The 24,162-nt window shown below is 72.8% G+C and carries 25 protein-coding genes; 14 read left to right on the forward strand and 11 right to left on the reverse strand.

Going from position 1 to position 24,162, the window contains the following annotated elements; genetic code table 11:
- Positions 1-93 precede the first annotated feature (93 nt).
- A complete protein-coding gene (locus HD593_RS00410; RefSeq protein WP_185100151.1) occupies positions 94-1,638 on the reverse strand; it encodes an IucA/IucC family protein in 1,545 nt (514 codons plus the stop codon).
- An 80-nt stretch (positions 1,639-1,718) separates the two neighbouring features.
- Between HD593_RS00410 and HD593_RS00415 the strand changes: the two genes are divergently transcribed.
- A complete protein-coding gene (locus tag HD593_RS00415) occupies positions 1,719-3,263 on the forward strand; it encodes an IucA/IucC family C-terminal-domain containing protein (protein ID WP_185100152.1) in 1,545 nt (514 codons plus the stop codon).
- Here HD593_RS00415 and HD593_RS00420 read toward each other — a convergent pair.
- The gene (locus HD593_RS00420) at positions 3,260-3,796 is read right to left on the reverse strand and encodes a hypothetical protein (protein WP_185100153.1); all 537 of its coding nucleotides are present in this window, start codon (positions 3,794-3,796) and stop codon (positions 3,260-3,262) included. The two genes, HD593_RS00415 and HD593_RS00420, sit on opposite strands and share 4 nt — an antisense overlap.
- A gap of 39 nt (positions 3,797-3,835) precedes the next feature.
- Positions 3,836-5,251, reverse strand: coding sequence for a D-glycero-beta-D-manno-heptose 1-phosphate adenylyltransferase (rfaE2, locus tag HD593_RS00425; protein WP_185100154.1), 1,416 nt, complete (start codon positions 5,249-5,251; stop codon positions 3,836-3,838).
- 84 nt (positions 5,252-5,335) lie between these two features.
- On the opposite strand from rfaE2, the gene HD593_RS00430 reads away from it, so the two are divergent.
- From HD593_RS00430 to HD593_RS00445, 4 genes are read left to right on the forward strand one after another with little or no spacing between them, the layout of a single operon-like run.
- Positions 5,336-6,391: a glycosyltransferase family 9 protein gene (locus HD593_RS00430; protein ID WP_185100155.1), complete on the forward strand. Its 1,056-nt coding sequence runs from the start codon at positions 5,336-5,338 to the stop codon at positions 6,389-6,391.
- Positions 6,392-6,425: 34 nt separating this feature from the next.
- Positions 6,426-6,749 (forward strand): hypothetical protein, encoded by a 324-nt coding sequence (locus tag HD593_RS00435; RefSeq protein WP_185100156.1) that lies wholly within the window; start codon positions 6,426-6,428, stop codon positions 6,747-6,749.
- Positions 6,750-6,809: 60 nt separating this feature from the next.
- The gene (locus HD593_RS00440; protein WP_185100157.1) at positions 6,810-7,319 is read left to right on the forward strand and encodes a SigE family RNA polymerase sigma factor; all 510 of its coding nucleotides are present in this window, start codon (positions 6,810-6,812) and stop codon (positions 7,317-7,319) included.
- Positions 7,316-8,524 carry a hypothetical protein gene (locus HD593_RS00445; protein ID WP_185100158.1) on the forward strand — a complete coding sequence of 403 codons (1,209 nt, stop codon included), beginning with the start codon at positions 7,316-7,318 and terminating at the stop codon, positions 8,522-8,524. Before HD593_RS00440 ends, HD593_RS00445 begins: the two co-directional genes overlap by 4 nt.
- Here HD593_RS00445 and HD593_RS00450 read toward each other — a convergent pair.
- Together HD593_RS00450 and HD593_RS00455 are read right to left on the reverse strand one after the other, a co-directional pair.
- Positions 8,511-9,593 (reverse strand): serine hydrolase domain-containing protein, encoded by a 1,083-nt coding sequence (locus HD593_RS00450; RefSeq protein WP_185100159.1) that lies wholly within the window; start codon positions 9,591-9,593, stop codon positions 8,511-8,513. The two genes, HD593_RS00445 and HD593_RS00450, sit on opposite strands and share 14 nt — an antisense overlap.
- Positions 9,594-9,637: 44 nt before the next feature.
- A complete protein-coding gene (locus HD593_RS00455; protein WP_185100160.1) occupies positions 9,638-10,039 on the reverse strand; it encodes a hypothetical protein in 402 nt (133 codons plus the stop codon).
- A gap of 183 nt (positions 10,040-10,222) precedes the next feature.
- On the opposite strand from HD593_RS00455, the gene HD593_RS00460 reads away from it, so the two are divergent.
- The 3 genes from HD593_RS00460 to HD593_RS00470 are packed head-to-tail and all read left to right on the forward strand — an operon-like array spanning position 10,223 to position 12,532.
- Positions 10,223-10,801, forward strand: coding sequence for a TetR/AcrR family transcriptional regulator (locus tag HD593_RS00460; protein ID WP_185100161.1), 579 nt, complete (start codon positions 10,223-10,225; stop codon positions 10,799-10,801).
- 19 nt (positions 10,802-10,820) lie between these two features.
- Positions 10,821-11,582 (forward strand): SDR family NAD(P)-dependent oxidoreductase, encoded by a 762-nt coding sequence (locus HD593_RS00465; protein WP_185100162.1) that lies wholly within the window; start codon positions 10,821-10,823, stop codon positions 11,580-11,582.
- Positions 11,579-12,532 (forward strand): S66 peptidase family protein, encoded by a 954-nt coding sequence (locus tag HD593_RS00470; RefSeq protein ID WP_221524551.1) that lies wholly within the window; start codon positions 11,579-11,581, stop codon positions 12,530-12,532. The genes HD593_RS00465 and HD593_RS00470 overlap by 4 nt, the downstream gene beginning before the upstream one ends.
- A gap of 51 nt (positions 12,533-12,583) precedes the next feature.
- Here the strand turns inward: HD593_RS00470 and HD593_RS00475 are convergent, their stop codons facing one another.
- Entirely contained in the window at positions 12,584-14,155 is a 1,572-nt protein-coding gene (locus HD593_RS00475) for a golvesin C-terminal-like domain-containing protein (protein ID WP_185100163.1), read from the reverse strand.
- Positions 14,156-14,333: 178 nt separating this feature from the next.
- On the opposite strand from HD593_RS00475, the gene HD593_RS00480 reads away from it, so the two are divergent.
- The 3 genes from HD593_RS00480 (at position 14,334) to HD593_RS00490 (ending at position 18,648) form a co-directional block, all read left to right on the forward strand.
- Positions 14,334-16,286: a family 10 glycosylhydrolase gene (locus HD593_RS00480; RefSeq protein WP_185100164.1), complete on the forward strand. Its 1,953-nt coding sequence runs from the start codon at positions 14,334-14,336 to the stop codon at positions 16,284-16,286.
- Positions 16,287-16,340: 54 nt separating this feature from the next.
- On the forward strand, positions 16,341-17,423 hold the full coding sequence (locus tag HD593_RS63150) for a sensor histidine kinase (RefSeq protein WP_185100165.1): 1,083 nt from the start codon (positions 16,341-16,343) through the stop codon (positions 17,421-17,423).
- 100 nt (positions 17,424-17,523) lie between these two features.
- A complete protein-coding gene (locus HD593_RS00490) occupies positions 17,524-18,648 on the forward strand; it encodes a monooxygenase (protein WP_185100166.1) in 1,125 nt (374 codons plus the stop codon).
- A gap of 6 nt (positions 18,649-18,654) precedes the next feature.
- On the opposite strand, the gene HD593_RS00495 is transcribed toward HD593_RS00490, so the two are convergent.
- From HD593_RS00495 to HD593_RS00510, 4 genes are read right to left on the reverse strand one after another with little or no spacing between them, the layout of a single operon-like run.
- Entirely contained in the window at positions 18,655-20,088 is a 1,434-nt protein-coding gene (locus tag HD593_RS00495) for a pyridoxal phosphate-dependent decarboxylase family protein (protein WP_312903298.1), read from the reverse strand.
- Positions 20,089-20,135: 47 nt separating this feature from the next.
- Positions 20,136-20,759 carry a TetR/AcrR family transcriptional regulator gene (locus HD593_RS00500; RefSeq protein WP_185100167.1) on the reverse strand — a complete coding sequence of 208 codons (624 nt, stop codon included), beginning with the start codon at positions 20,757-20,759 and terminating at the stop codon, positions 20,136-20,138.
- A 58-nt stretch (positions 20,760-20,817) separates the two neighbouring features.
- Positions 20,818-21,198: a YbaB/EbfC family nucleoid-associated protein gene (locus HD593_RS00505; protein WP_185100168.1), complete on the reverse strand. Its 381-nt coding sequence runs from the start codon at positions 21,196-21,198 to the stop codon at positions 20,818-20,820.
- Between the two features lie 27 nt (positions 21,199-21,225).
- Positions 21,226-21,615: a YbaB/EbfC family nucleoid-associated protein gene (locus HD593_RS00510; RefSeq protein WP_185100169.1), complete on the reverse strand. Its 390-nt coding sequence runs from the start codon at positions 21,613-21,615 to the stop codon at positions 21,226-21,228.
- A 139-nt stretch (positions 21,616-21,754) separates the two neighbouring features.
- On the opposite strand from HD593_RS00510, the gene HD593_RS00515 reads away from it, so the two are divergent.
- Genes HD593_RS00515 through HD593_RS00525 form a run of 3 tightly spaced genes read left to right on the forward strand, consistent with a single transcriptional unit; the run spans position 21,755 to position 23,733 of the window.
- The gene (locus HD593_RS00515) at positions 21,755-22,069 is read left to right on the forward strand and encodes a hypothetical protein (RefSeq protein WP_185100170.1); all 315 of its coding nucleotides are present in this window, start codon (positions 21,755-21,757) and stop codon (positions 22,067-22,069) included.
- Positions 22,060-23,058, forward strand: a complete 999-nt coding sequence (locus HD593_RS00520) for a WXG100-like domain-containing protein (protein ID WP_185100171.1) — start codon at positions 22,060-22,062, stop codon at positions 23,056-23,058. The genes HD593_RS00515 and HD593_RS00520 overlap by 10 nt, the downstream gene beginning before the upstream one ends.
- Before the next feature lie 6 nt (positions 23,059-23,064).
- Complete coding sequence (locus HD593_RS00525) at positions 23,065-23,733, forward strand: hypothetical protein (RefSeq protein ID WP_185100172.1); 669 nt, start codon at positions 23,065-23,067, stop codon at positions 23,731-23,733.
- Between the two features lies 1 nt (position 23,734).
- Here the strand turns inward: HD593_RS00525 and HD593_RS00530 are convergent, their stop codons facing one another.
- A complete protein-coding gene (locus HD593_RS00530; RefSeq protein ID WP_185100173.1) occupies positions 23,735-24,154 on the reverse strand; it encodes a hypothetical protein in 420 nt (139 codons plus the stop codon).
- Positions 24,155-24,162 lie beyond the last annotated feature (8 nt).

Consider the following 24,162-nt stretch of genomic DNA (forward strand, 5'->3'; position numbering starts at 1 on the left):
TGTCGGCGCGCCTTGGGGACGGCCGCGCGTGGCAGATTCCGGCTCGCCCTCCATCCTCTCGCCCGGCAGCCCAAAGGGCCAGGCGATTCCCCGTCAACTACCCTGCCGGACGCTGAGAAAGTTGGGCAGACCGGTCCAGCTGTCGCCCGGCGGGGCGCCGTCCAGCCGCGCGACCAGGTGGGCCTTCACCGGGATGCGCTCGGCGAAGAGGGCCTCCCGGTCGGCGCGTACGTCCCGCGTGTCCGGCAGCGCCCCGGACGCCTCGCGGGCGGCGGCGGCCACGATCGCCCAGAGCCGCCGCTCGACCACCCTGTCGCGCCGGCCGAAAAGGGCGATCAGGCTGCCGAACGTGGTGCCCACCAGCGAGCCGAAGAGCTTGGCGTGCAGGACCGCCGGATCGTCGCTGAGCAGCCTGGCGCTGACCGGCGGCGGCTCGATCCCGTTGCGCGCCAGCCTGGCGGGGCTGATCCGCACGTCGGCCAGGTCGCGGTAGATCAGCCGGTACGGCAGTCCGTCCCCGCCGAGCGCTACCAGCAGGTTCTGCCCGTGCGCCTCCAGCGCCACCCCGAGTGCCAGCATCCCCAGCGTGTCCGCCAGGGCGAGCCGGGCGAACGCGGCCAGCCAGGCGGCCGGGTCGTACGCCATCGCCCGGGTGACGGCGGCGACGGGCAGCACGGGGCCCTTCTCGGGGGTGGGCTCGCGGAGCATGCAGGACAGGTCGGCGCTGTGCTCGCCGTTCACCAGGCCGGCGGCCCCGGTCAGGTAGCGGGCGATGCGCAGGCCGCCGCCGCACCGGGCGGACAGCGTGGTGAGCAGGCTCGACAGGGGGACGCAGTCGCGTACCGAGCCGGGGGAGATGTCCCTGACGCCCGAGGTCATCCGGGTGGTGAACGCGGTCTTCAGGTGCGGGCCGCCGTCGAGGGGGGCGAGGGTGCGTACGGACATGAGCGGGCGGGCCCTGATGGCGCCCGTGGCGTGCGGGCGCAGGCCCAGGGCGGGCAGGACGTGCCGGCTCTGCCACGGGTGCACGGGCATCAGCAGCCGGTCGCCGTCCACGAGCGAGGCGGGCCACGGCCCGGAGACGAGGCAGTCGCGCAGGAGCAGGGCCAGCAGGTCGAGGGCGACGGTGGGGCGGTGCTCGGGCATGTACGCGAGCTGCTCGGCCACGGACACGCCCGGCCGGTTGCGGCACCCCGGATGGTAGGGGTGGCCGTCCACCACGCTCTGCTCGTGATCCTCCGGGGTGTCGCCCGGCTGCGGTGAGGCGCCGGCGCGGGACAGGGCCATGGAGGCGACGCTGTGGTCGAGGTCCTCGACCAGCCGGTCCGTGCAGGGCAGGCCGAGGGCGGCCAGCAGCTCGGCCGGGTGGGTGTGGGGCCGCCCGTCCAGCCAGAGCGCGGGCTCCTCCCCGAGGTCGTACGGCCGCCGCTCCCGCCCCGTCAGCTCGCGCCCGTCGGCCAGCAGCAGCCGCGCGTGCCCGGCGGCGGTCAGGCCGGGGAGCGGTTCGTAGAGCAGTCCCCGCCACAACCTGCCCATGACGGCGGCCCGCGCGCCGGGGAGTGCCGCGGCGTAGCGGTCGGACAGGTCGGGCCGGACGAGGGCCAGTTCGGCGGCGAACTCACCCTCTAAACGCCTCATAACCCCCATCTTCCCCAGAAACAAGCCTGATAGCTACGCTGAGGGCACCAATGGGGACAAAGGGTAGGAGTAGGGTCGCCATGGCTTTCACCGACGGCCTCCTGCCCGCCGCAGGGTCAGGGCTCGAAGCAGAGTCCCTCGCCGTGACGGCGCTGCTGAACTGCCTCATCCGCGAGGTGGCCAGGCCCGCCGAGCCCGGCACCTTCCTGCTGCCCGCGAGCGGTCACCTGCTGCGGGTCGGCGGCACCCGGTTCCCTTCCGCCCCGGCCCTGCGTACCCCCGACGGCTGGTGCCCGCTGCCCCTGCCGGAGCTGGTCGCGCTGACGGCCGCCGAGCTGCGGGCGGCCACCGGCGTCGCCAACGACGTGCTGCCCGCCGAGATCCTCGACAGCCGGGACGTCACGGCCACCCTGCTGGCGGCCAGGCGCACGACCGTGCCGCCCGCCGACGCGTACCTGCGCTCCGAGCAGGCGCTCGTCGCCGGGCACCGCTACCACCCCGCGCCCAAGGCCCGCGGCGGCGGCCGTCCGGAGTCCTGGCTGCATTACTCGCCCGAGGTGCGGGCGAGCTTCCCCCTGCCGCTGCTCGGCGTGCCCGCCGACGACCTCGTGGAGGACGGGGACGCGAGCGCCCTGGACCGGCTCGGCGGCCTCCCCGGCGACGGCCTGACCCTGCTGCCCGCCCATCCCTGGCAACTGGAGCTGCTGGGCGGGACCGGCCTGCGCCCCGTGGGCGTCACGGCCGCCGCCGTGGCCACCGCGTCCATCCGCACGGTGTACCTGCCGGAGGCCGACCTGTTCTGCAAGTTCAGCCTGGACGTGCGGATCACCAACGACGTCCGCCGCCTGTGGCTGCACGACCTGCGCCGCCTCTCGCTCGTGGCGGCCCTGGTGGACGTGGCCTTCGACGACCTGCCCCGCCACCTGCCGCGCCCGGCCGTGCTGCGCGACCGCGGCTGGCGCAGCGCCCGGCTGGGCGGGGACGGGGGCGAGGCGCTGGCCGTGATCGTCCGCGACGGGCTGGGCGAGCACCTGCTCCCCGGGCTGACCGCGCTGCTGGCGGCCGGGATCAGCGAGGGCTTCCCCGGCAACCCGCTCGACGCCCTCGACGAGGACGGGGCGCTCGTGTGGTGGGAGCGGTACCTGGAGCACGTCGTGCCGCCGGTCCTGCACGCGTACCTGCGGCACGGGGTGGTGCTCGAATGTCACCTGCAGAACGTGCTGATCGCGGTGGACGAGCACGGCATGCCGGGGCAGGCGCTGTTCCGCGACCACGAGGGGATCAAGCTCGTCGCCGAGCGCCATCCGGGTCTCGGCGCGCCCGTGCTGGGCGGCGTCCGGGCCTGGGAGCGGCTCGTGTACTGCCTGCTCACCAACAACCTGTGCGAGATCGCCGGCGCGGTGACGGCCCGGCACCCCCGGCTGCGGGACGAGCTGTGGGCGCGGGCCAGAGCCGCGTTCGCCGCCGCGGCCAAGGAGTACGGCGACCCGCCGGAGCTGCGCGACCTGCTGGCCGCCGCGCACATCCCCGCCAAGGCCAACCTGCTGCTGCGCTGGCTGGACGCCGATGGCGCGGCCATGCGCTGGGTGCCGATCCCCAACCCGCTGCGGCTCTTCACCCCCTAGGGGCGCTCCTGGAGCCAGGGCGGCTGCTCGCGGTCCTTCGCGGGACGGTCCTCGTGCGGCCACGGCGAAGCGGCCACCACCATGCCGTACAGCACGTGGTCGGCCAGCAGCGCCAGCCGCTCGGCCGTGCCGTGCCGGCGCTGCAGGCCCAGCGAGGGCGCGATCGCCACCTCGAAGGCGGCCCAGGCCAGCAGCCCGTAGGCCGGCCCCGCCCACCGCCGCCGGCGTACCGCCCGTGGCAGGCAGCCGAAGAACGCGCCGCCGGCCGCCCCGTACACCCAGTGCACGATCTCCACCACGGCAGGCCGCCGCTCGGCGGGGACGTCGTGGAAGGCCCTGGGCGCGGTGTGCTCGATCACGGACTCCGGCGGGGTGCTCGGCACCATGCCGAGCGCGGTGGTGAGCTGCCGCAGCCCCGACATCGCCATGGAGGCGATCGCGCCCCTGGCGGCCGCCCGCGCGATCGGCTTGCGCTCCCGCTCGGGCTGTACGTGTCCGCGCAGGTGGGAAGGGGTCTGCAGGGTCTGTGTCATGGAGTCCCGACTACCGAACGGCACGGCGGCTAAACCTCGCTACGGCAGCGAGCGCATGCGGCCGATGATCGCGGTCGTGGAGCGGTCGGGCAGGTAGCCGAGCACCCGCACCTCCCCGCCGAGCGCGCGGACCAGCGGTGCCTCCGGCAACATCTCCGCGGTGTAGTCGCCGCCCTTCACGTACAGCTCGGGCCGCATCATCCTGATCAGCCGCTCCGGCGTGTCCTCGTCGAACTCGGTCACGTAGTCCACGTCGTTGAGCGCGGCCAGCACGGACATCCTGTCCTCGCACGGGTTCACCGGCCGGCCGGGGCCCTTCAGCCTGGCCACGCTGGCGTCGCTGTTGACCGCCACCACCAGCACGTCGCCGAGCTGCCCCGCCTGCTCCAGGTACGTCACGTGGCCCCGGTGCAGCACGTCGAAGCAGCCGTTCGTGAACACCACCCGCTCGCCCCTGCGCCGGTGCTCGTCCAGGAGCTGGGCCAGCCGCTCGGCCGTCTGCACCGTGCCCTCCTGGCGGCGCAGCGCGCGCAGCAGGTCGTAGCGGGTGCAGACGGCGGTGCCCTGGCGGCGTACGACCACGCCGGCCGCCGCCTGCCCCGCCTCCGACGCCTCCTCCGGCGAGGCCCCTGTCGCCAGCCAGAGCGCGAACGCGGCCGTGTACGTGTCGCCGGCTCCCGTGGCCATGTGCTGCGGCGCGGGCCTGGCGTAGGTCCGGTACGGCGGATGGCCCTTCCTGTGCAGCAGCGTGCCCTCGCCGTCCAGCGTGGTGACCACGATCCCGGCGCCGGTCAGCTCCAGCAGCCGCTCGGACCGGCCCATCAGGTACGCGGGCCGGTCCACCGCTCCGCCGTCGTCGCCGAGCAGGCGGACGACCTCGGCGTAGTTCGGCAGCACCGCGGCCGGCGCGCACTCCCGCCACGGCGCCACCCCGTGCGCGTCCACCACCAGCAGCGGCAGCCCCACCAGCGCCTGCCGGACGGCCGGGGTGAACACCCCGCCGCCGTAGTCGCACGCCACCACCACGTCGGCCTGCGCCACGGCCTCGACGACCCGCCCGAGCAGCTCGCGCTCGGCCGCCTCCGGGATGACGGACAGATCCTCCTCGTCGTAGCGGGCGGTGAGCTGCCCGCTGGTGATCAGCCGCCGCTTGTGCGCGGTGCGCCGCCCCGGCACGGTCACCAGGTCGGCGCCGACGCCGAGCATCCGCAGCGAGCGCTCCAGCTTCTCGCCGCAGGCGTCGTCGCCCATCACGCCGACGAGCCGGACACGGGCGCCGAGCGCCACCAGGTTGGCGGCGGTGTTGGCGGCGCCGCCGGGGGCGTCCTCGGTCAGCTCCAGGCTCATCACGGGCACCGGCGCCTCCTGCGCGAGGCGCTTGGCCGAGCCGTGCAGCCACGAGTCGAGCATGACGTCGCCGACGACCACGGCGTTGACGATCCCATCTGTGCCCATAAAGGAGCGAGTACCAGTAAAAGACCAGCTCAAACCCCATATAGCGGAAGTTACGCACGCGAGGCCCCGGGTAGCCAGGCCGCTATGACAGCGCTGATCGGGGACGTCCGGCGGATCGCCGTGCTGCGGGCCAACGCCATCGGGGACTACCTCATGGCCGTGCCCGCCCTGGACGCGCTCAAGCGCGCCTACCCCGGCGCGCGCCTGACGCTGCTGGGCACCGCCTGGCACGCCGGCTTCCTCACCGGGCGGCCGGGGCCCGTGGACGACGTGGTGGCGCTGCCGCCGATCTCCGGCGTCTCCACCCGGGAGCCCGGCCACCCGGCGCCCGAGGAGCTGTGCGCGCGGCTGCGGCAGCGGGAGTTCGACCTGGCGGTGCAGATCCACGGTGGCGGCCGGTTCTCCAACCCGTTCGTGCGCCGGCTCGGGGCCCGGGTGACCGCCGGGCTGCGCGCGCCGGGGGCCGAGCGGCTGGACCGCTGGGTGCCGTACACCGACTACCACCACGAGACCCTGCGGTTCCTGCAAGTCGCGGCGCTGGTCGGCGCGGTGGACGGCGGGCTGGAGCCGCGGGTGACGGTCACCGGGGCCGACCGCGCCGAGCTGTCGCGCGCGCTCGGGCAGCCGCCGGCCGGCCTGGTGGCCGTGCATCCGGGTGCGACCGACCCGCGGCGGCGCTGGCCGGTGGAGCGCTTCGCCGAGGTGGCCGACCTGACCGGCCGGCCCGTGGTCGTGACCGGCACGCGGGCGGAGCGGGAGCTGGTGATGGGCGTGGTCGAGGCGATGCGGCGGCCCGCCATCCCCGTCGTGGGCGCGCTCGGCCTCGGCGCGCTCGCCGCCCTGTACGAACGCTGCGACCTCCTGATCGCCAACGACACCGGCCCCCGCCACCTGGCCGCGGCCGTCGGCACCCCCACGGTCGCCGTCTACTGGTGCGGCAACCTGATCCAGGCCGGCCCGCTCAGCAGGACCGCGCACCGGCCGCTGATCTCCTGGACCACGTCCTGCCCGAGCTGCGGCGCGGACGGCGTGGACCCGGCCGCCGAACGTTGCCCGCACGACGAGTCCTGGGTGCGCGACGTCTCGGTGGACATGGTGACGGAGCAGGTGGAGGACCTGCTGGCCAAGGGGGACCGATGACCGAGCGGGTGCCGACCCTGCCTGAGGAGGACCGATGACCGACCACGCCGTGCTCGACGAGCTGCGACAGGCCATTGAGGAGGCGTTCCAGGGGCGCGAACGGGTGGTGATGCGGGAGGTGTACGCGCAGGCCTCCCGGCACGTGAACTTGTCCGCGGACCTGCTGACGCACCTCAACGAGCTGCCCGAGGGGCCCTACGACAAGCGGGAGCTGACCGAGGCGATCAACGAGGTGATCGCCCGCAGGGGCGAGCAGGACACGCTGGGGCTGCTGGAGGTGCCCAGGCAGGCCGGGCCGCCGGAGGAGCACCGGTCGGCCTGGCCGGAGGAGGACGAGGGCCCCGATCTGATGCGGTAGGCATAGCGGGAGGTGCCGCGCGGCGTCTGAGAGGGTGATGTCGATCCCCTGGAGGTGACCGTGGACGCCGCGGACGAGCAACGGTTCCGCGAGTTCGTGGACGCGCGTTCTCCTGCCCTCATGCGGCTCGGGTTCCTGCTCACCGGTGGTGACCAGCACGCGGCCGAGGACCTGGTGCAGACCGCGCTGACGAAGCTGGCCGCCCGATGGCGGCGGGTGGCCGCGCCGGAGGCGTACGCCAGGCAGATCATGTACCGGCAGCAGATCAGCTGGTGGCGGGCGAGCACGCGGCGCGGCGAGGTGCTGCAGGCCGGCCCGCCAGAACGGGAGGCGCGCGACGCGCACCACCAGAGCGAGCTGCGCCTGGTGCTGCGCTCCGCGCTGGCCAGGCTCACCGCCCGCCAGCGCGCGGTGCTGGTGCTGCGGTACTACGAGGACCTGCCCGAGCAGGACGTGGCCCGGGTCCTGGGCTGCTCCATCGGCACGGTCAGGAGCACCGCGCACCGATCGCTGGCGCGGCTGCGCGAGATCGCCCCCGAGCTGGCCCGTGACCTGGAGGTGACCACGTGACCCGGCTGCTTCGCGACACGCTGGAGGACTGGGCCGACGAGGCCAGGGTGCCGCCTGGCCTGGCCGACCGGGCGCTACGGAGGCGCGCCTGGAAGCCGTACGGTGCCGCCGTGCTGGTCGCGGCCATGATCGCGGCCATCGCCGTGTTCGTCACCGGGCAGGGCGAGCCCGAGCCCGTCGTACGGCCGGCCACCGGCATCCCGCTGCCGCCCCGGCCGTCGCCCGCGCCCACGGACGTGCGTACGGACGTCGAGCACAGCCCGCCCGCCAAGCTCATCGCGGCCGGCCGGATGGCCGTGTCGGCGTACTACCGGACCAGCCTGGAGCCGGTCTCCGGCGACCAGAAGCGGATGCGGTACACCTGGTCCCTGTACGACCCGCGCACCGACGGCTACGAGCAGACGCCGTACGCGTGGGTGGACGTCGCCCCCGGGATGCAGGTCGCGGCGGTGATCGAGGGGGACCTGCTCGGCAGGCGGGTCGGGGTGATGGACCTGAACACCCGGCAGATGCTGGGCTGGTTCGAGCTGGAGCACTCCGTGGGATCCGTGGCCTGGTCCCCGGACGGCACCAGGATCCTGGCCACCGCCTACTCCAGCTACCCCGACCTCATGGAGGGCGAGGGCGACCAGATGCACCCGGTGAGGACCGGCAGCCCGCGTACCGGCTACTACGTCATCGACACCCGGACGGGCGAGACGGCCTACCACGAGCTGCCTCCGCTGGGCGACAGTCTCCCCGGCGACGAGCCAGGCAAGCCGTTCAACATGAACAACCGCCAGGACCTCGGCTGGAGCCTGGACGGCACGCTGATCTGGGCGCCCACGGTCACCGAGCCCGACCGGCTCTTCTACACCCTGGACGGCGAGCCCACGGACGCACCCGAGGGGGAGCAGTACCGCCGTATGACGGGCATCTCCGCCATCTCCCCCAATGGCCGGCTCGTGCTGGGTGACGACGGCCTGCCCACGAAGATCACCGAGGTGGGGACGGGGCAGGTCGCCGGGCGGCAACGGGTGCTGCAACTGCACGCCTGGGCGGATGACGAGAACGTCATCGCCCTGGGCTGTGCGGGGAAGTGCGAGGACGAGTTCAACAACGGCCTGGTGCTGGTCAGCGTGGACGGCTCCAGGATGACCCAGCTCGCCGCCAACCGCGACAGCAACGGTGACGGCGCCTGGCGCTGGGTGCTCACTCCGAGGTGACGCCGGTGCCGAAGACCGCCTGGATGAGCCGCTGGTTCGCCTCCTGGAAGGCGGCCGCCATGGACATGGTGGCGTCGTCGACGTAGTTGAGCGTGGCGGTCAGGGTGGTGGCGCCGTCGGGCGTGCTGTACATGAGTGCGGCGTGGCCGGCGGCGCCGCCGTTGTGGGTGATGAGGGTGCCGCCGCCGGGCGCCGGCTGGATGAACAGGCCCAGGCCGTAACTGGCCTTGGCTTCCGGGGTGCACATCTCGGCGAGCAGCCCGGCGGGCAGTAGCTTGCCGGTCAGCAGGGCGGTGATGAAGGTGTGCAGGTCGCGGGTGGTGGAGATCATGTCGCCGCCGCTGGAGATCCAGGACGGGTTGAGCCGGGTGACATCGACCGTCTCCTCCTCGACGCGGTAGTACGCGTGCGGGTGCGGGGCCGGGAGGTCGGTTTCCGTGGTGGGCTGGTGGGTGCCGGTCAGGCCGAGCGGGCCGATGATCAGCCGTTGCATCTCCTCGGCGATCGGGCGGCCGGTGACGCGCTCGATCAGCAGGCGGGCCAGCACGTAGTTGGTGTTGGCGTAGCTCCAGTCGGTGCCGGGCTCGAACCGGGCGGGCTTGGACAGGGCCAGGCGGACCAGTTCCTCGGGCTGGTAGGTGTGGAAGCGGTTGTCCACCCAGTCCTTGCCCGCCTGGGTGGCGGGGATGCCGGGCACGAAGGTGCCGTCCTCGTAGTACTCGCCGGTGAAGTTGAAGATGCCGCTGGTGTGCTGCAGCAGCATGCGGACGGTGATCCGCTGGTCCAGGCCGAACTCGGGCAGGTAGTCGTGCACGGGGGTGTCCAGGTCGATCCGGCCCTCGGCGACCAGGCGCAGCACCGCGGCGGCGGTGAAGGTCTTGGTGTTGCTCCCGATCCGCACGTGACCGTCGATCGGCGCCGGCTCGGTGCCGCCCAGCTCGCTCGTTCCGGCGCTGCCGGTCCACTCGCCTTGCTCGTCGTTGACGCGCAGCGTCACTCCGACGAACCCGGCGTCGATCATCTCCTGGAGGATCCGCCGCAGTTCGGGGCGGTCGTGGGTGGTGGACATGTGAGGTGCTCCTTTGCTGGGTGTCTTTGTTGAAGGTCGTGGGGTCAGGCGGCGTCGAGGGCTTCGGTGATCTTGCGGGCCATCTCGGTCATGGTGGGGCTGGGGTCGCCGGTCTGGGACTGGAGGGCGGCGTCGATGGCGACGGTGACGGTGCGGCGGAAGTTGCCGGCCTCGTCGGGGGCGTGCTGCTTGAGCAGGGCGGTGGAGGCGGTCAGGGCGGGCAGGACCTGGTCGGCGAGGGCGGCGACGGTCTTGCCGGACAGGCCCTTGGGGGCCTTGGCCAGGACGTGGCCGGTCAGGCCGGTGGCGGAGGTCAGGGCGATGGAGCCGTTGGTGGCGGCCTTGTGGGCCGAGCCGGCGGCGCCGGCGGCCGACATCAGGGAGACGGCGCCCCAGGCGGCGGTGCGGAGGGTGAGCTGGTCCTGGTCGGAGAGGGTGATCGACATGGCGGGTGCGCTCCTTGGGTGAGGTTCGGGTGGAACGGGCGGGGTGTCGCGCCGTTCATGTCGATGACGATCGCGGACCGCGCTGACACCGGCCTGTCGCCGTGCTGACGCGGCCCCTGATACCACTCCGCCTGCCGATCCCTAACTAGACCGATCGTTCTCAATAGTGCTAGCGTTCGTCGCGTGGCAAGGAGCAAGGAGTTCGATCCGGAGGCCGCGCTGCAGCAGGCGCTGGAGCTGTTCTGGGAGCGCGGTTACGAGGCGACCTCGATGGCCGACCTGGTGGAGCGGCTGGGCGTGGCGCGGGCGAGCATCTACGCGACGTTCGGCGGCAAGCGCGAGCTGTACCTGAAGGCGCTGGAGCGCTACCTGGAGCAGCGCAACGTGGTCGGGTCGCTGTCCCAGCCGGGGCCCGCGCTGCCCGCCATCCGCGCCCTGCTCGACTCGTACGTCGCCGAGATCCTGGCCGATGACCTGCGGCGGGGCTGCATGGTGGTCAACACGGCCGTGGAGTTCGCCTCGCGCGACGCGACCGTGCTGGCCAAGGTGGCGACAAGCTGGGCGGGGCTGGAGACCGCACTGGCCGGCACGCTCGTCAGGGCGCGCGCCCAGGGGGAGATCCCGGCGGGCAAGGATCCGTACGCGCTGGCCAGGTTCCTGCTCGTGCTGCTGCAGGGGCTCAGGGTGCTCGGCCGGGCCGACCCGGACCCGCGCAGGCTGCGGGACGCGGTCGAGCAGGCCATGACGGCTGTCCAAATTTGAGAATGATTGGTCTTGAATAATGACTGGACGTTTTGAGGGCAAGGTCGCGCTCGTCACGGGCGCGAGCGGGGTCGTGGGGCGGGCGGCGGCGCTGGCGTACGCGCGGGAGGGCGCGGCGGTCCTCGTCGCCGGCCGTGACGCGGCCCGGCTGGCGGAGGTCGTGAAGCTCGTCGAGGAGGGCGGCGGCCGGGCCGGCGCGTTCACCGCGGACCTCACCCGCTCCACCGAGGCCGCCGCCATGGTCGAGGCCGCCGTCTCCCGCTTCGGCGGTCTCCACGTCGCGCTCAACGCGGCCGGAGTCTTCGGCACGCTGGCGCCGCTGGCCGACTACGACGAGGATGTCTGGGACGACGTCCTGGCGGTCAACCTCAAGGGGGTGTACCTGTCGATGAAGCACGAGATCGCCCACATGCGCGCGCACGGCGGAGGGGCCATCGTCAACATCTCCTCCAACCTCGGGGCGCACTGGCGGCTGGCGGGGGCGAGCGCGTACGTCGCCTCGAAGGCCGCGGTCAGCCACCTGACGCGTGCTGCCGCCCGCGACCACATCGCCGACGGCGTCCGCATCAACGCCCTCAGCCCGGGGCCGATCGACACGCCCATGTCGTCGCGCCCGGGGGAGACGCGGGAGGAGCGGGACGAGCGGATGCGGACCGCGCTGCCCATCGGGCGCGTGGCGACCCCCGAGGAGATCGCGGCCGCGGCGCTGTGGTTGTCGTCATCGGAGTCGAGCTTCGTGGTGGGAGCCGACCACGTCATCGACGGAGGGGCCACGGCGTGAGCGCCGACAGCCTGCCGATCTTACGGCCGCCGCGCCTGAGAGCCGGAGATCGAGTCCGGTTCGTGTCCCCCGCCTGCCCGCCCGACCGTGACCTGGTGGCCCGTGGCGTGGAGCTGCTGACCTCCTGGGGCCTGCGGGTCGAGCTGGGCGAGCACGTCTTCGATCAGTGGGGCTACCTGGCAGGCCGCGACGAGGACCGCGTCGCCGATCTGGACGCCGCGTTCCGGGATCCCGGCGTCCGGGCGGTGTTCGCGACCAGGGGCGGCAAGGGCACCTACCGGATCGTGGACGAGCTCGACTACACGGCGCTGCGGCGGGACCCGAAACCCCTGGTCGGCTTCAGCGACATCACCCACCTCCTGCTCGCCGCGTGGGCCCGCTGCCGGCTGGCCGTCCTCCACGGGCCCTTCGTCAACTGGTACGAGCCGGCCACCGGCCCCGAATCGGCGCGGGCGCTGCGCCGGGCCCTGATGACCACCGAGCCCGTCACCGTCCGCCGGAACCCGTCGGAGACCACCGCCCCGGTCACCGTCGAGGGCACCGCCACGGGCATCCTGCTCGGCGGCAACCTGGACGCGATCCGTACGGAGGCGGGAGCCGGGCTGCCGAGCCTCCGGGGAGCGATCCTCTTCCTGGAACACCAGCGCGGCACCGGCCTGGGGGAGGTCGACCGGGCGCTGACCCAGCTGATCCGCTCCGGAGCCCTCGACGGGGTGCGGGGCATCGCGCTGGGCCAGTTCCTGGGGTTCGAGCGCGATCTGGGCGATCCGGCGCTCGGCGGGTGGGGGATCGCCGACGTGCTGCGCGACCGGCTGTGCGGGCTGGGCGTCCCCGTGCTCGGCGGGCTGCCCGCGGGGCACGCTGACGACCCGCCGACCATCCCGCTCGGCAGCGAGGCGACGATCGACACGTACGCGGGAACCCTGGTCGTCCAGCCGGCGGTGGCGTGACGGCCCGCGCCCGGGAGGGGTTGCGGGCGCGGGCCGTCACCCGGAAGGGGGCTACTGCCTGCTGATGCGGACCGCGTCCGCGATCACGTAGCCGGTGCCGGAGGTCCACCGGCTCACCCCGACCACGTTGTAGGTGCCGGCGTTCAGCGAGAACGAGCCGATGCTGCGCCAGGCCCCGCCGCCGGAGCGCTGGTCGACGTACACCGTCTGGTTGCCGCCGGACGTCGCCACGATGTACGGCGCCGAGCTGTTGTACCCGGGATCGGCCGGATACCAGACCTCGACCTGGTACGTCCCGGCGCTCGGGATCGTGGCCGAGTACCACGCCGGGTCGCTGGCGGCGACCGGGTCGGCGAAGCGGTAGTCGGTGCCGTGGCGCTGGCTGGAGTAGGTGGAGGTGCCCCAGTTGGCGCTGGCGGTGAACTGGCCGGAGGTGGCGTTGTCGACCGTGGTGGTCCACGAGGGGGTGCCGCCGCCACCGGTCACGTAGTTCATGTACGTGGTCCAGTTCCAGTGCGAGCCCGGGTCGGTGTGGGTGGCGCCGGGGACCTCGTTGTGGCCGATGATGCCGGTCCTGGTCTTCGGGATGCCGTACTTGTCGCAGAGGTAGCGCGTCAGCGCGGCCGAGGCCCGGTACATGGCGTCGGTGAACCAGGAGGGGTCGCTGACCCAGCCTTCGTGCTCGATGCCGATGGAGCGGTTGTTGTAGGTGGAGTTGCCGGCGTGCCAGGCGACGTCCTTGTCGCGGACCATCTGGGTGATGGCGCCGTTGGAGGACTTGACCACGTAGTGGGCGGAGACCTGCGCGCTGGGGTTCTGGAACCAGGAGATGGTCCCGGCGTAGGAGCCCTGGGTGACGTGGATGACCACCCGGTCGATGTTGTAGCTGGTCTCGCGGCTGGAGACGCGGTAGTTGCTGGAGCTGGCCGGGACCCACGCGGCCGGCGGGTAGTCGGTGCTGGCGATGGCGACCGGGGATTCGGCCGGTTCGCCGGCCTGCTTGCCGGCCCGGGCGTTCAGGTCGCGGACGCCGGCGTACTCGCCGCGGTCGGCGGTGATCTCCTGCGGCTTGACCTGGACGCCGCGCAGGTCGATGCCGAGGCCGAGCTGCTCGTAGACGGCGTCGGCGTACAGGCGGGCCAGCTCGGGGGAGGAGGCGTTGCCGTACTGGGCGACGGCGCGGTACCAGTCGCCGGGGTCCTTCCTGGCGGTCGCGTCGAGGCCGAGCTTGTCGGCGAGGGAGCGGAGCACGGCCGCGCCGCCGAGCACGTTGGCCTCGTCGTCGGCCTTGAGCTTGTCGGCGGGGAGCCCGGTGAGCTCGGCCGCCTTCTCCAGCGAGTGGTTGGTGGGGTTGCTGACCAGGTGCATCACGCCGTAGCCGTTGCTGGCGCTGGGCTCGCCGTTGTGGCCGTCGAGGTGGGTCTCGGCGTAGGCGAGGGCGACGAGCAGGTCGCGGGGCACGTCGTGGGCGGCGGCCGCCTTGGCGAAGGCCGCGGCCAGCGGGGTCTCCTTGACCGCTGCCGCCTGGGTCTGCGACCAGGCGGGCTGGGCGGCGGTGAGGGGGGCGAGGGCGAGGATCGAGGTGGCGAGGGCTGCTACTAATCGCGTGCGGGCGAGAGTCATGGGGTGCTCCTCGTTCACAGGTGACGGGTGCACGCTACGACAATCCTCTGACTGATGTCGATAATTGACATTACATCTGAGTTAAGTGAAACTTATCGCCTTTGTTCGGAGGTTGAGTGACCTCCGATGTTTGTGAAGACTATTGCGCTTTCTGTCGAATGCGCTGAAACTTCCCTTCGTGACCGCGCTCCTGCGTACCGTCGTCCTCGCGGTGCTCATCGCCGCGTTCGTCAGTCCACTCCACCCCCCAGTCGCAGTCGCAGCCGCCTGCACCGTCGATCCGGCCACCCCGAAGCGGCAGCTCAGAGCCATGTGGGTGTCCTCGGTCGCCAACATCGACTGGCCCAGCCGCACCGGGCTGAGCGTGTCGGCGCAGCAGGCGGAGTTCCGGGCCTGGCTCGACCTGGCCGTGTCCAAACGCATGAACGCCGTGGTCGTGCAGGTCAGGCCGACGGCCGACGCGTTCTGGCCCTCGCCGTACGAGCCGTGGTCGCAGTGGCTGACCGGCACCCAGGGCGGCAACCCGGGCTACGACCCCCTCGCCTTCATGGTCAACGAGGCCCACGCCCGCAACCTGGAGTTCCACGCCTGGTTCAACCCGTACCGGATCGCCAACCACGACGACCCGTCCAGGCTGGTCGCCACGCACCCCGCACGGCGGAACCCCGGCTGGCGCTTCGCCTACGGCGGCAAGCTCTACTACAACCCGGGCATCCCGGAGGTACGCGACTTCATCGAGGACGCGATCATGGACGCCGTCTCCCGCTACGACGTGGACGGCGTGCACCTCGACGACTACTTCTACCCGTATCCGGTGAGCGGCCAGAGCATCCCGGACGCGGCCACGTTCGACAGGTACGGCGGCTCGTTCGGCAACGTCGCCGACTGGCGGCGGAACAACGTCAACCTGCTCGTACGCGAGCTCGACCAGCGCATCCACGCCGCCAAGCCGCACGTCTCCTTCGGCATCAGCCCGTTCGGGATCTGGCGCAACGCGGGCACCGACCCGCTGGGCTCGCGCACCTCGGGGCTGCAGTCGTACGACGCGATCTACGCCGACAGCCGGCAGTGGGTCAAGCAGGGCTGGGTGGACTACCTGGCGCCGCAGATCTACTGGCACCTGGGCTTCTCCACGGCCGCCTACGAGGTGCTCACCGCCTGGTGGTCCGAGCAGGTCAGGGGCACCGGGGTGCAGCTCGTGATCGGCCAGGCGGCCTACCGGGCCGGCGCGTCAGGGCAGGACGCCGCGTGGCAGGACCCGGCCGAGCTGAGCGACCACCTGCACGACAACCGGCAACATCCCGAGGTGGCCGGCGACATCTACTTCAGCGCCAAGGACGTCAAGGCCGACCGGATCGGCGCGTTCACCAGGGTCGTCAACGCGCACTACAGCAAGCCCGCGCTGCTGCCCGCGCGCGGCTCCGCGGCGGCGCCCGCCGCGCCCGCGATCACCTCGGCCACCCGGGGGTCGAACGGCGTGCAGCTCTCCTGGACGGGCTCCGGCACGTCGTACGCCGTCTACCGGGTGGACGGCACCCCGCCGGCGGCCGACCCGTGCTTCTTCGCCGACGCCCGCAACCTCGTCAGGACGACCAGGCAGACCACGTTCACCGACACCACGGCCACCGGACCCGCGTACACGTACTACGTGACCGCGCTCAACCGCACCCACCAGGAGAGCGCGCCCAGCGCCGGCCGGGCCGTCACCTCGACGTCGCCCGGCGGGTTCAGCGTGGTGATCGACAACGCGGACGCCGGGTTCGCCGCCGGCTCGGCCTGGGGCACCTCGACGTACTCCGGGCAGCTCCACGGCACCGACTACCGCTTCGCCGAGCCGGTCGCGGCCAGCGACCCGGCCTGGTTCCGCGCGGCGGTGCCCAGCGCGGGGAGCTACCGGGTGGAGGTGTGGTACCCGGCCGACGCCGGCTACAACAGCGCGACGCCGTACGTCGTGGCGGCCTCCGGCGGCAACCGGACGGTCACCGTCGACCAGCGCACGGGCGGCGGCGCCTGGCGTGACCTCGGCACCTTCACGCTGAACGCCGGCACCTACAACGTGGTCGGCGTGAGCCGCTGGACCTCCACGACGGGGTACGTCATCGCCGACGCGGTCCGCATCACCAGGCTCTGATCCGCTACGCGTCCGGGGATGGGCAGACACGCCGGGTGATCGTACGATGAGGCGGTGGACGGTGCCCGCGCGCGACCGATCGACGCTGCCGCGGTCCTGGTCGCGGCAGGCTTGACGCCCGCGACAGGCTATGCGGGCCCGGGGCTGGTGATCGTGCTGGCGGGGGCGCTGCCGCTGCTGTGGATGCGCCGGGCGCCCCTCGCCGTCGCGTGGATCTGCGCGGGCACCGCGCTCGCCGTGCCGGTGCTGGCCCTGGTCGTGCCGTTCGCCGTCCCGCTGCCCGCGGAAGGGGCGCCGCTGTGGCCGCCGGCGGCGCCGTTCGCCGCGTACGGCGCGGTGGTGTTCGCGGCCGACCGGCGCCCGCTGTGCCGCTGGACGCCGGTGCTGGTGATCGCCTTCGCCGTGCTGACCCTGCCCGACCGGCTCGAACTGATCACCAGGAGCGAGGCGGTGATCGCGCTCGCCGTCACGTACGGCCTGTACGTCTCCGCCAGGGACCGGCTCCGCGCCGAGCTGGCGGAGCGCTCCGAGCGGATCGAGCGCGAACGGCTGGCCGGAGAGATGCACGACGTCGTCACCCACCGCGTCAGCCGGATCGTGCTGCAGGCCGGCGTGCTGGCCCTGGCCGCCGGCGACGACCGCGCCAGGGCGGCGGCCGAGGACATCCGCGCGACGGGCTGCGACGCGCTCGACGAGCTGCGGCACATGGTGGCGCTGCTGCGGCGCGGCACCGGCGAGGGCTTCGACCTGGGGCTGCCGCTGCCCGACCTGCGGCCGCTGGTGATCGACTCGGCCCGCGACGGCGTGCCGGTCGAGCTGACGGTGGACGGCACCCCGGTGCCCGTCTCCGGCCTGGTGGGGCGGACGGCGTACCTGGTGGCCGAGGCGGCCCTGGCCGACGTGCGCAAGCACGCGCCCGGTGCGGAGGTACGGGTCCAGGTGCGGTACGCGCCGGGCAACGTGCGGATCGTGGTCCGCAACACCGGCGGCCTGCCGGACGCCTGGGTGGCCGCCGCCGGCCCCGGGATGAGCCTGCCCGACCTGCGGACGCGCGTGGAGCTGGCCGGCGGCACGCTCGTGTGCCGCACGCTGGACGACGGCGGCTTCCGCGTCGAGGCCACCTTCCCCACCTCCTGAGAGCGCGACCGTGGTGTGACGGGCGGGTCATCCCAGGGAAGTAGCGAAAGCATCCCGGGGAAGGATGCCCGGCGGCCCTCCGCGGGCGAGGGTTGACGTCATGACGCGATTCGCCCGGACGGCCGCCGCGCTCGCCGCGGCCGTCCTGCTCGCTTCCTGCGGCGTTCCGGCGGCTCCGGCTTCACCGGGGCATTCCGGGCACGCCTCCGAGCCCGCACCCGTGGCGTCCCCGCTGCGGCAGGGTGAGCGGTTCCTCGACCTCTCCATGGCGGAGCCGTACACGCCGGGGCCGCCCAACGGCGGCACGGACGACTACCGCTGCTTCCTCATCGACCCGGGCCTGACCGGCCGGGTGTCGCTGACCGGCGCCCGGTTCGAGCCCCAGAACACCGCCATCGTGCACCACGCGATCTTCTTCAGGCTCGCGCCCGAGCAGGTCGAGCGGGCGCGCGAGCTGGACGAGAGCACCCCAGGCCAGGGCTGGTCCTGCTTCGGCGACGCCGGCATCGGCGACGCGGGCTGGGTGGCGCACTGGGCGCCCGGCACCAAGGAGGCGCTCCTCGACCCGAAGTACGGCTACGACCTGCCGCCGGGCAGCCGCCTGATCATGCAGGTGCACTACAACCTGCTGGGCGTGAAGGGCGAGCCCGGCACCGACCGCTCCGGCATCCGCCTGCGCGTCACGGACCGGCGGCTGGAGCCGCTGGAGACCGGGCTGTTCTTCGCCCCCGTCGAGCTGCCCTGCACGCCGAGCGAGTCGGGGCCGCTGTGCGACAGGGACGCCGCCGTGCGGGACGTCGGCAAGCGGTTCGGACGCGACAGCCTGACGCAGGTGCGCCTGCTGGAGCGGTACTGCGGCCCGGCCGAGCCGGGGCCGACCCAGCACTGCGACGTGCCCGTCGAGGCCCCGTTCACGGTGCACGCGCTGGCCGGGCACATGCACCTGCTCGGCCGCGCCATCAAGGTGGAGCTCAACCCGGGCACCGCCAAGGCGCGCACGCTGCTCGACGTGCCCCAGTACAACTTCGACGACCAGTCGCTGCGGCTGCTGCCCGCCCCGGTGGAGGTCCGGAAGGGCGACGTCGTACGGGTCACCTGCACGCACGACGCCGGCCTGCGCGCCCTGCTGCCGCAGCTGCGCGACACCCCACCCCGGTACGTCGTCTGGGGCGACGGCACCAGCGACGAGATGTGCCTGGGCATCGCCATCACGTCGGCCGCCTGAGGTGGATCAGCGGCCGTAGATGACCGACAGGAAGCGCACCAGCACCGCCTCCCTCGCGGGGGCGGGCAGCGAGTCGAGGACGGTGTTGACCGTCGCCATCTCCGGCTGCCCCGCCCCCGGGCGCAGGTCCACCCCGACCGACGAGCTCAGCCCCGCGAACGCCGCGTCGTCGATCGCCTCCAGGTCCAGCCCGGCCACCAGCTCGACCAGCCCCTCCGGCAGCACCACGGGCCCGCGCTCGCGTGCCGCCTGCGCCGACTCCGCGATCACCTTCAGCATGGCCTCGACCCCGGCCAGCGTGACCCCGGTGACCGTGATGTGCAGGTTGGCCGGGATGCCCGCGTAGGAGAGCTGCGGCTGCAGGAACCAGCCCCGCGCCCGCGCCTCGTCGGCCAGCACGAACACGTCCACGCCGTCGCCGGCGAAGGCCACCAGCGACGACTCGGGCTCGCCGAGCACCCGTAACCCCGGGATCGCGGCCAGGCCGGCGCGCAGCCTGCGCGTCGCCTCCAGCGTGGCCCGGCCCAGCTCGGCGTAGCCGGCGCGGCCCAGCGCCTGCAGGGTGGCCCAGGCGCCGCCGAGCGGGCCCGCCGACCTGGAGCTCTGCACGGTCGCGTTGATGATCGTGTACCCGGGCCAGGCCGCCGACGCGAAGTACGCCCTGCGCCGCGCCGCCGGGTCGGCGAACAGCAGCACCGAGGCGCCCTTGGGCGCGTAGCCGAACTTGTGCAGGTCGCAGGAGATCGACGTCACCCCCGGCACCGACAGGTCGAACGGCGGTACCGCCGCGCCGGCCTCCCGCAGCCAGGGCAGCAGCCAGCCGCCCACGCACGCGTCCACGTGGCACGGCACGCCCGCCGCCGCGGCCACGGCCGCCACCTCCCCGACCGGGTCGATCACGCCCTGCGGGTAGGACGGCGCGGAGACCACGACCAGGATCGTGTTCCCGTCGATCGCCTCCTGCATGTCGCCGGCCCGCACCTTGTACGTCTCCAGGTCCACCGGCACGGCCCTGACCTCGACGCCCAGGTAGTGGGCCGCCTTGTGGAAGGCGGGGTGCGCGGTGACCGGCAGCACCAGGTTCGGCCGGGGGCGGGCGGCCAGGTCGCGGGCGGCCTTGACGGCCAGCATGATCGACTCGGTGCCGCCGCTGGTGAAGATGCCGTGGCCGCCGCCCTGCCCACCACCGAGCAGGTCCGCGACCGCGCCGACGACCTGCTTCTCCATCTCCACCACGCTGGGGAACGCGGTCGGGTCGAGGCAGTTGACCTCCAGCATCTCCAGGTACGCGCGGGTCGCGGCGTCGTTCACCTCGGCCCGGCCGGTGTCGTAGACGTAGGCGGTCACCTGGCCGCCGCGTACCGGCAGGTCGTGCTGCTTGAGCCGGGCCACCTCGGCCAGCAGGTCTGCGACGGGCCTCCCCATCGGCGGCAGGTTCACACGAGCTCCTTCTCCGTCGTGAGCCGGGCACATGGCCCGCAGCCGGTTCACCGGGGGTTGCCGGGCAGGCCGAGCATGCGGTGCAGGCACTGGTGCAGGTGGGCGCGGAAGCGGCGCAGCGCGGCCCGGTCGCCGGCCGCCCTGCGGCGGCCCTCCGCGTCGAGCACGCCGCCCTTGGCGAAACCGTGCACGGTCCAGATGACGCTCCACACGGTGTAGTCGAGATCCGTCTCGGCGGCGATCAGCCCGGCCTCGACCGCGGGACGCAGCGCGGCGGAGACCGCGTCGAGCAGCGGCTGCACGTACTGGCGCTCCAGCTCCGCGACGTCACTGGCGTCGGAGAGCCAGCGGTGCATCCACAGGGCGGGCACCTCGGGGTGGGTCACGCAGAAGTCGAGGTAGTCGTCGGCCAGCCGGTGCATGGCGGCCACGGGGTCGTCGCCGTCCTCCAGCCTGGCCAGCGCCTGGTCCAGCGCCGACTTCTCCGCACGGTGCGCGGCCTCCATGACGGCGAGGTAGAGCTCCCGCTTGCCGCCCACGTGATAGTTGACGGTCGCGATGTTCAGCCCGGCCGCGTCGGCGATCTGGCGGGTGGAGGTGCCGTCGTAGCCGAGCGCCGCGAAGAGCTGCGTAGCGACCTTGAGTATCGCGTCGGCCTGGCCTGAGGTCATGCGACCGAAGGTAGTTCGGTCGCATCCTCCCGGTCAATCACTTGATGGAGAGCGAGAGCTAGTGCGGCTCGCCGTCCAGCAGCCCCTCCAGCTCCGCGCGGGCCGCAACCGGGTCGTAGCCGGGCATCGCCTCCCGCATGAGGTCGTGAATCTGCCGCTCGGCGTCCGCGCCTGCCACGCGCACCGCCGCGAGCGTCTCGTCCGCCAGCTCCTGGCTGCCCATCCGCAGGGCACGGGTGCCGTACGCGACGTCGAGGACCCTGCCGTTCGCGTCCACGCGCGCCCTGACCTGGCCCGACGGGCTCTCGCCTGCGCCGGTGACCTGCTCGAGCTCCTCCCGTGCCGTCTCCAGCCAGGCCAGCATCCGCTCACCCTGCTGGGCCGCCTCATCGAGATCCTCGTCTCTGATGTGGGCGGGGTCGAGTTGCGGGCCGAACACGTGTTGCCTCCTGTAGAAGGTCGCTTGCTAGAGCAGATCCTGGGCCGCCTGCTCGACCCTCGCTCGCACGAACGTCTCGTCGAGCGGCTCGGGCAGGGCCGCGCTGCTGCCCGCGACCTTGTCGGCGATCTCCTGCGCGTGGCGGGCGGCGTCCTCCTGGGCCGAGCGCAGGACCTCCGTCACCTTCCGGCCGAGCTCCACCTCGCCGGAACGCAGCGCCCGCGGGTCGATGCGCAGCCCGGTCAGCCCGCCGTGCCCGTCGGCGCTCGCCTCGACCAGGCCGTCGTCGCTGCGGGCTCGGCCCTCCACCTGCAGGATGGCCGCCCGTGCCGCCTGCAGGTCACGCATGATCTGGCGGCTCTGAGCGAGGTACTGGGCCAGGTACTCGGCGTCGTCCTCGGGCGCAGGTGACCGCATGTCGACCTCCGTGAACGTTGCAGAACAGATCGATGGCTCAGTGTGGCACACACCCACCTCGATCTTGACAGTGAGATGTGTATCTCATGAACGGTGATAGTTACGCGATCACCGACATATGTCGCTATGGTGACCGGCCATGACGGGATTCGAGATCGCGTCGGGTGCGATGGGGCGCGAAGCCGAGCACGTCGGCACCCACGGGGCGGATTACCAGGCCGCGCTGCAGCGGCTGTGGGAACGGGGCAACGGAGTCTCCTCCTGGGGTGACGACGGGCTGTTCGGCGGCTTCGCCGCCGCCTACGCCGAGTGCACCCAGGTCTCGCTGATGGCTCTCCTGGGGGTTTCTGGAGAGATCACCGGCACCGGAGAAGGGCTCGCCGCCACGGCCAGAACCACGAGCGCGGCCGAGGCGGTCATCGCCGAGGACGTGGGACGCATCTCATGGGCCTGACACTCCCGCCCGAACTGAACGGGTTCCTCGGGATGCTCGGCGTGCCGTGGCCGAACATCGACGAGGACGAGATCAAGAAGGACGCCGGCGCCTGGCGTACCGTACAGGCCGGATCGCAGCCGGTGGGCGAGGCCGCCGACGCGTCGGTCCGCAGGACGCAGCAGTTCCACCGCGGTGAGTCCGCCATGGCGGCGGCGCAGCACTGGAACCGGGTCGGCGGCGACAGCGGCCACGTCTCCCAGGCCGCGGCCGCCGCCCGGGTGGCGCCGGTGGCGCTCGACGGCACCGCCGCCGTGGTGAGCGCGGTGAAGGTGGCCGTGGGCATGCAAGCGGCGGCCGGGCTGGCCTCGGTCGTCCAGGCGGTGGCCTTCGGCGGCGCGGTGGGTGTCACGGCGGCCACCGCACGGATGTACCTGACGCGGCAGGCCATGGCCAAGGTGATGCGCGAGGGCGCCGAGGGCACCGGGAGGGTGCTGGCTCCTGCGATGGCCCGCCGGGTGACCGATCCGATGCGCCGCATCCTGGACAACCTGCGCCGCCCGGGAGGCCCCGGAGGAACTCCGGCGCTGGCCGGAGCCGGTGGCCGGGTGCCTGTCCGGCCCTCCGGGCTCAGGAACCCGAACGGCCCGCGCTCCGTCCGGGACGGCATGGCCCAGATGGGCCGCCGCAACAACAGGGACAACTCCGGAGGCCGTGGCAGGGGCCGCGGACGGGGTGGAGGCAGCAGCGGCGGCAGCAGCGGCGGTGGCGGAGGCTGGTTCAGGAGAGACTCGACAGGAAAGGTGCACGGCGAACTGCCCAACGGAACGAGGGGCATGTCGGAGGAGCAGGGCAAGGCGGCCAGGGACGCGCTACGGGGAAGCATCAGGAAGAGACGGCAGGAGCAGGACCGGCTCGGCCAGGAGGTCGGGCACGAGGAGAGAATTCGCAGAGAGCAGGAGGCTCTTCGCAAGATCGAAGAGGAAGGCAAGCGGAAGAGATGGTGGTGATGGCCGATGCAGACACAAACCGGTGACGACCTAATCCAGCGTCTCCTGACGCATGCGGCCGACGACGCCGTCGTAGGCCCGGCCTCCAACGACCTGCTCGACGAGTTCTGGGCCGGCTACCCCGTCACCAACCTCGTCAGGCTGCTGCACAGCGGTGACGACAAGCTCATCCGGACCGGCGCCTGGCTGCTGTCCGAGCTGGGGGAGCTCGGCGGCGCGCTGATCGGCGAGGTCCCCGCTCTGCTGTCCCATCCGCTGCGTCAGGTGCGCTTCTTCGCGATCGACGTCGTGCTCGTCAACGGCCGGACCTGGAACGGCCCGCTTATCGCCCAGACCATGAACCTGAGCCTGGATCCCGAGAGCGCCGTTCGCTGGAAGGTGCTCGGGTTCCTGTTCGAGGCCTCGACCGAGCAGCTCAGAGCAGGGGCGATGAGCCTGGAACCGGGCCGCGTCAAGGAGTCGGCCGAGTGGCTGGTCCGGCACGACGACGAGCAGCCCGATCCGCGTGACGTCGTGGCCCGGCTCGAAGGGCCGGACCTCGTGGCCAGGCTGTTCGCCGCCGCGGTCGCCGCACGCTGGTCCGAGGAGGATCCGAACCTGCTCATGCACGCCGCAGCCGCGGAGGACGAGGAGATCCGCTCGTTCGCCCAAGGCCTGCTGGAGGACGAAGACTGACTCAGTCGGGCGCCCAGTACTTCTCCATGATCTGGTCCAGGTGCCTGACCACAGGCTGCCAGGTCGCGGGCAGGTCGTAAACACTGGCCCGGCGCCTGTCGTAGGCCAGCGTGAACGTGATGAAGTCCGCCCCCTGCGGCGCCCGCTGCGACCGGCCGATCTTCAGGTGCCTGAGCTGGCCGCGCAGCCTGCGCTCCTCCTTGGCGGTCAGGCACTTGTCGATGGTCGGCCCCGTACGGCGGCTGAGCCGCGCGCACCCGTTGCCGAAGACGATCACGCGGTCGTTCAGCCCCGCGAAGCCGCCCTGCTTGCGCAGCTCCACGAGCACCCGCTTCGGGGCGACCTCCGCCTGCGCCGGAGCCATGGACGTGCTCAGCACCGGCACGAGCACGGGCAGGAGCACGATTCGCCAGATCCTCATGTCCCTAG

It is taken from the genome of Nonomuraea rubra (assembly GCF_014207985.1).
Lineage (GTDB): Bacteria > Actinomycetota > Actinomycetes > Streptosporangiales > Streptosporangiaceae > Nonomuraea > Nonomuraea rubra.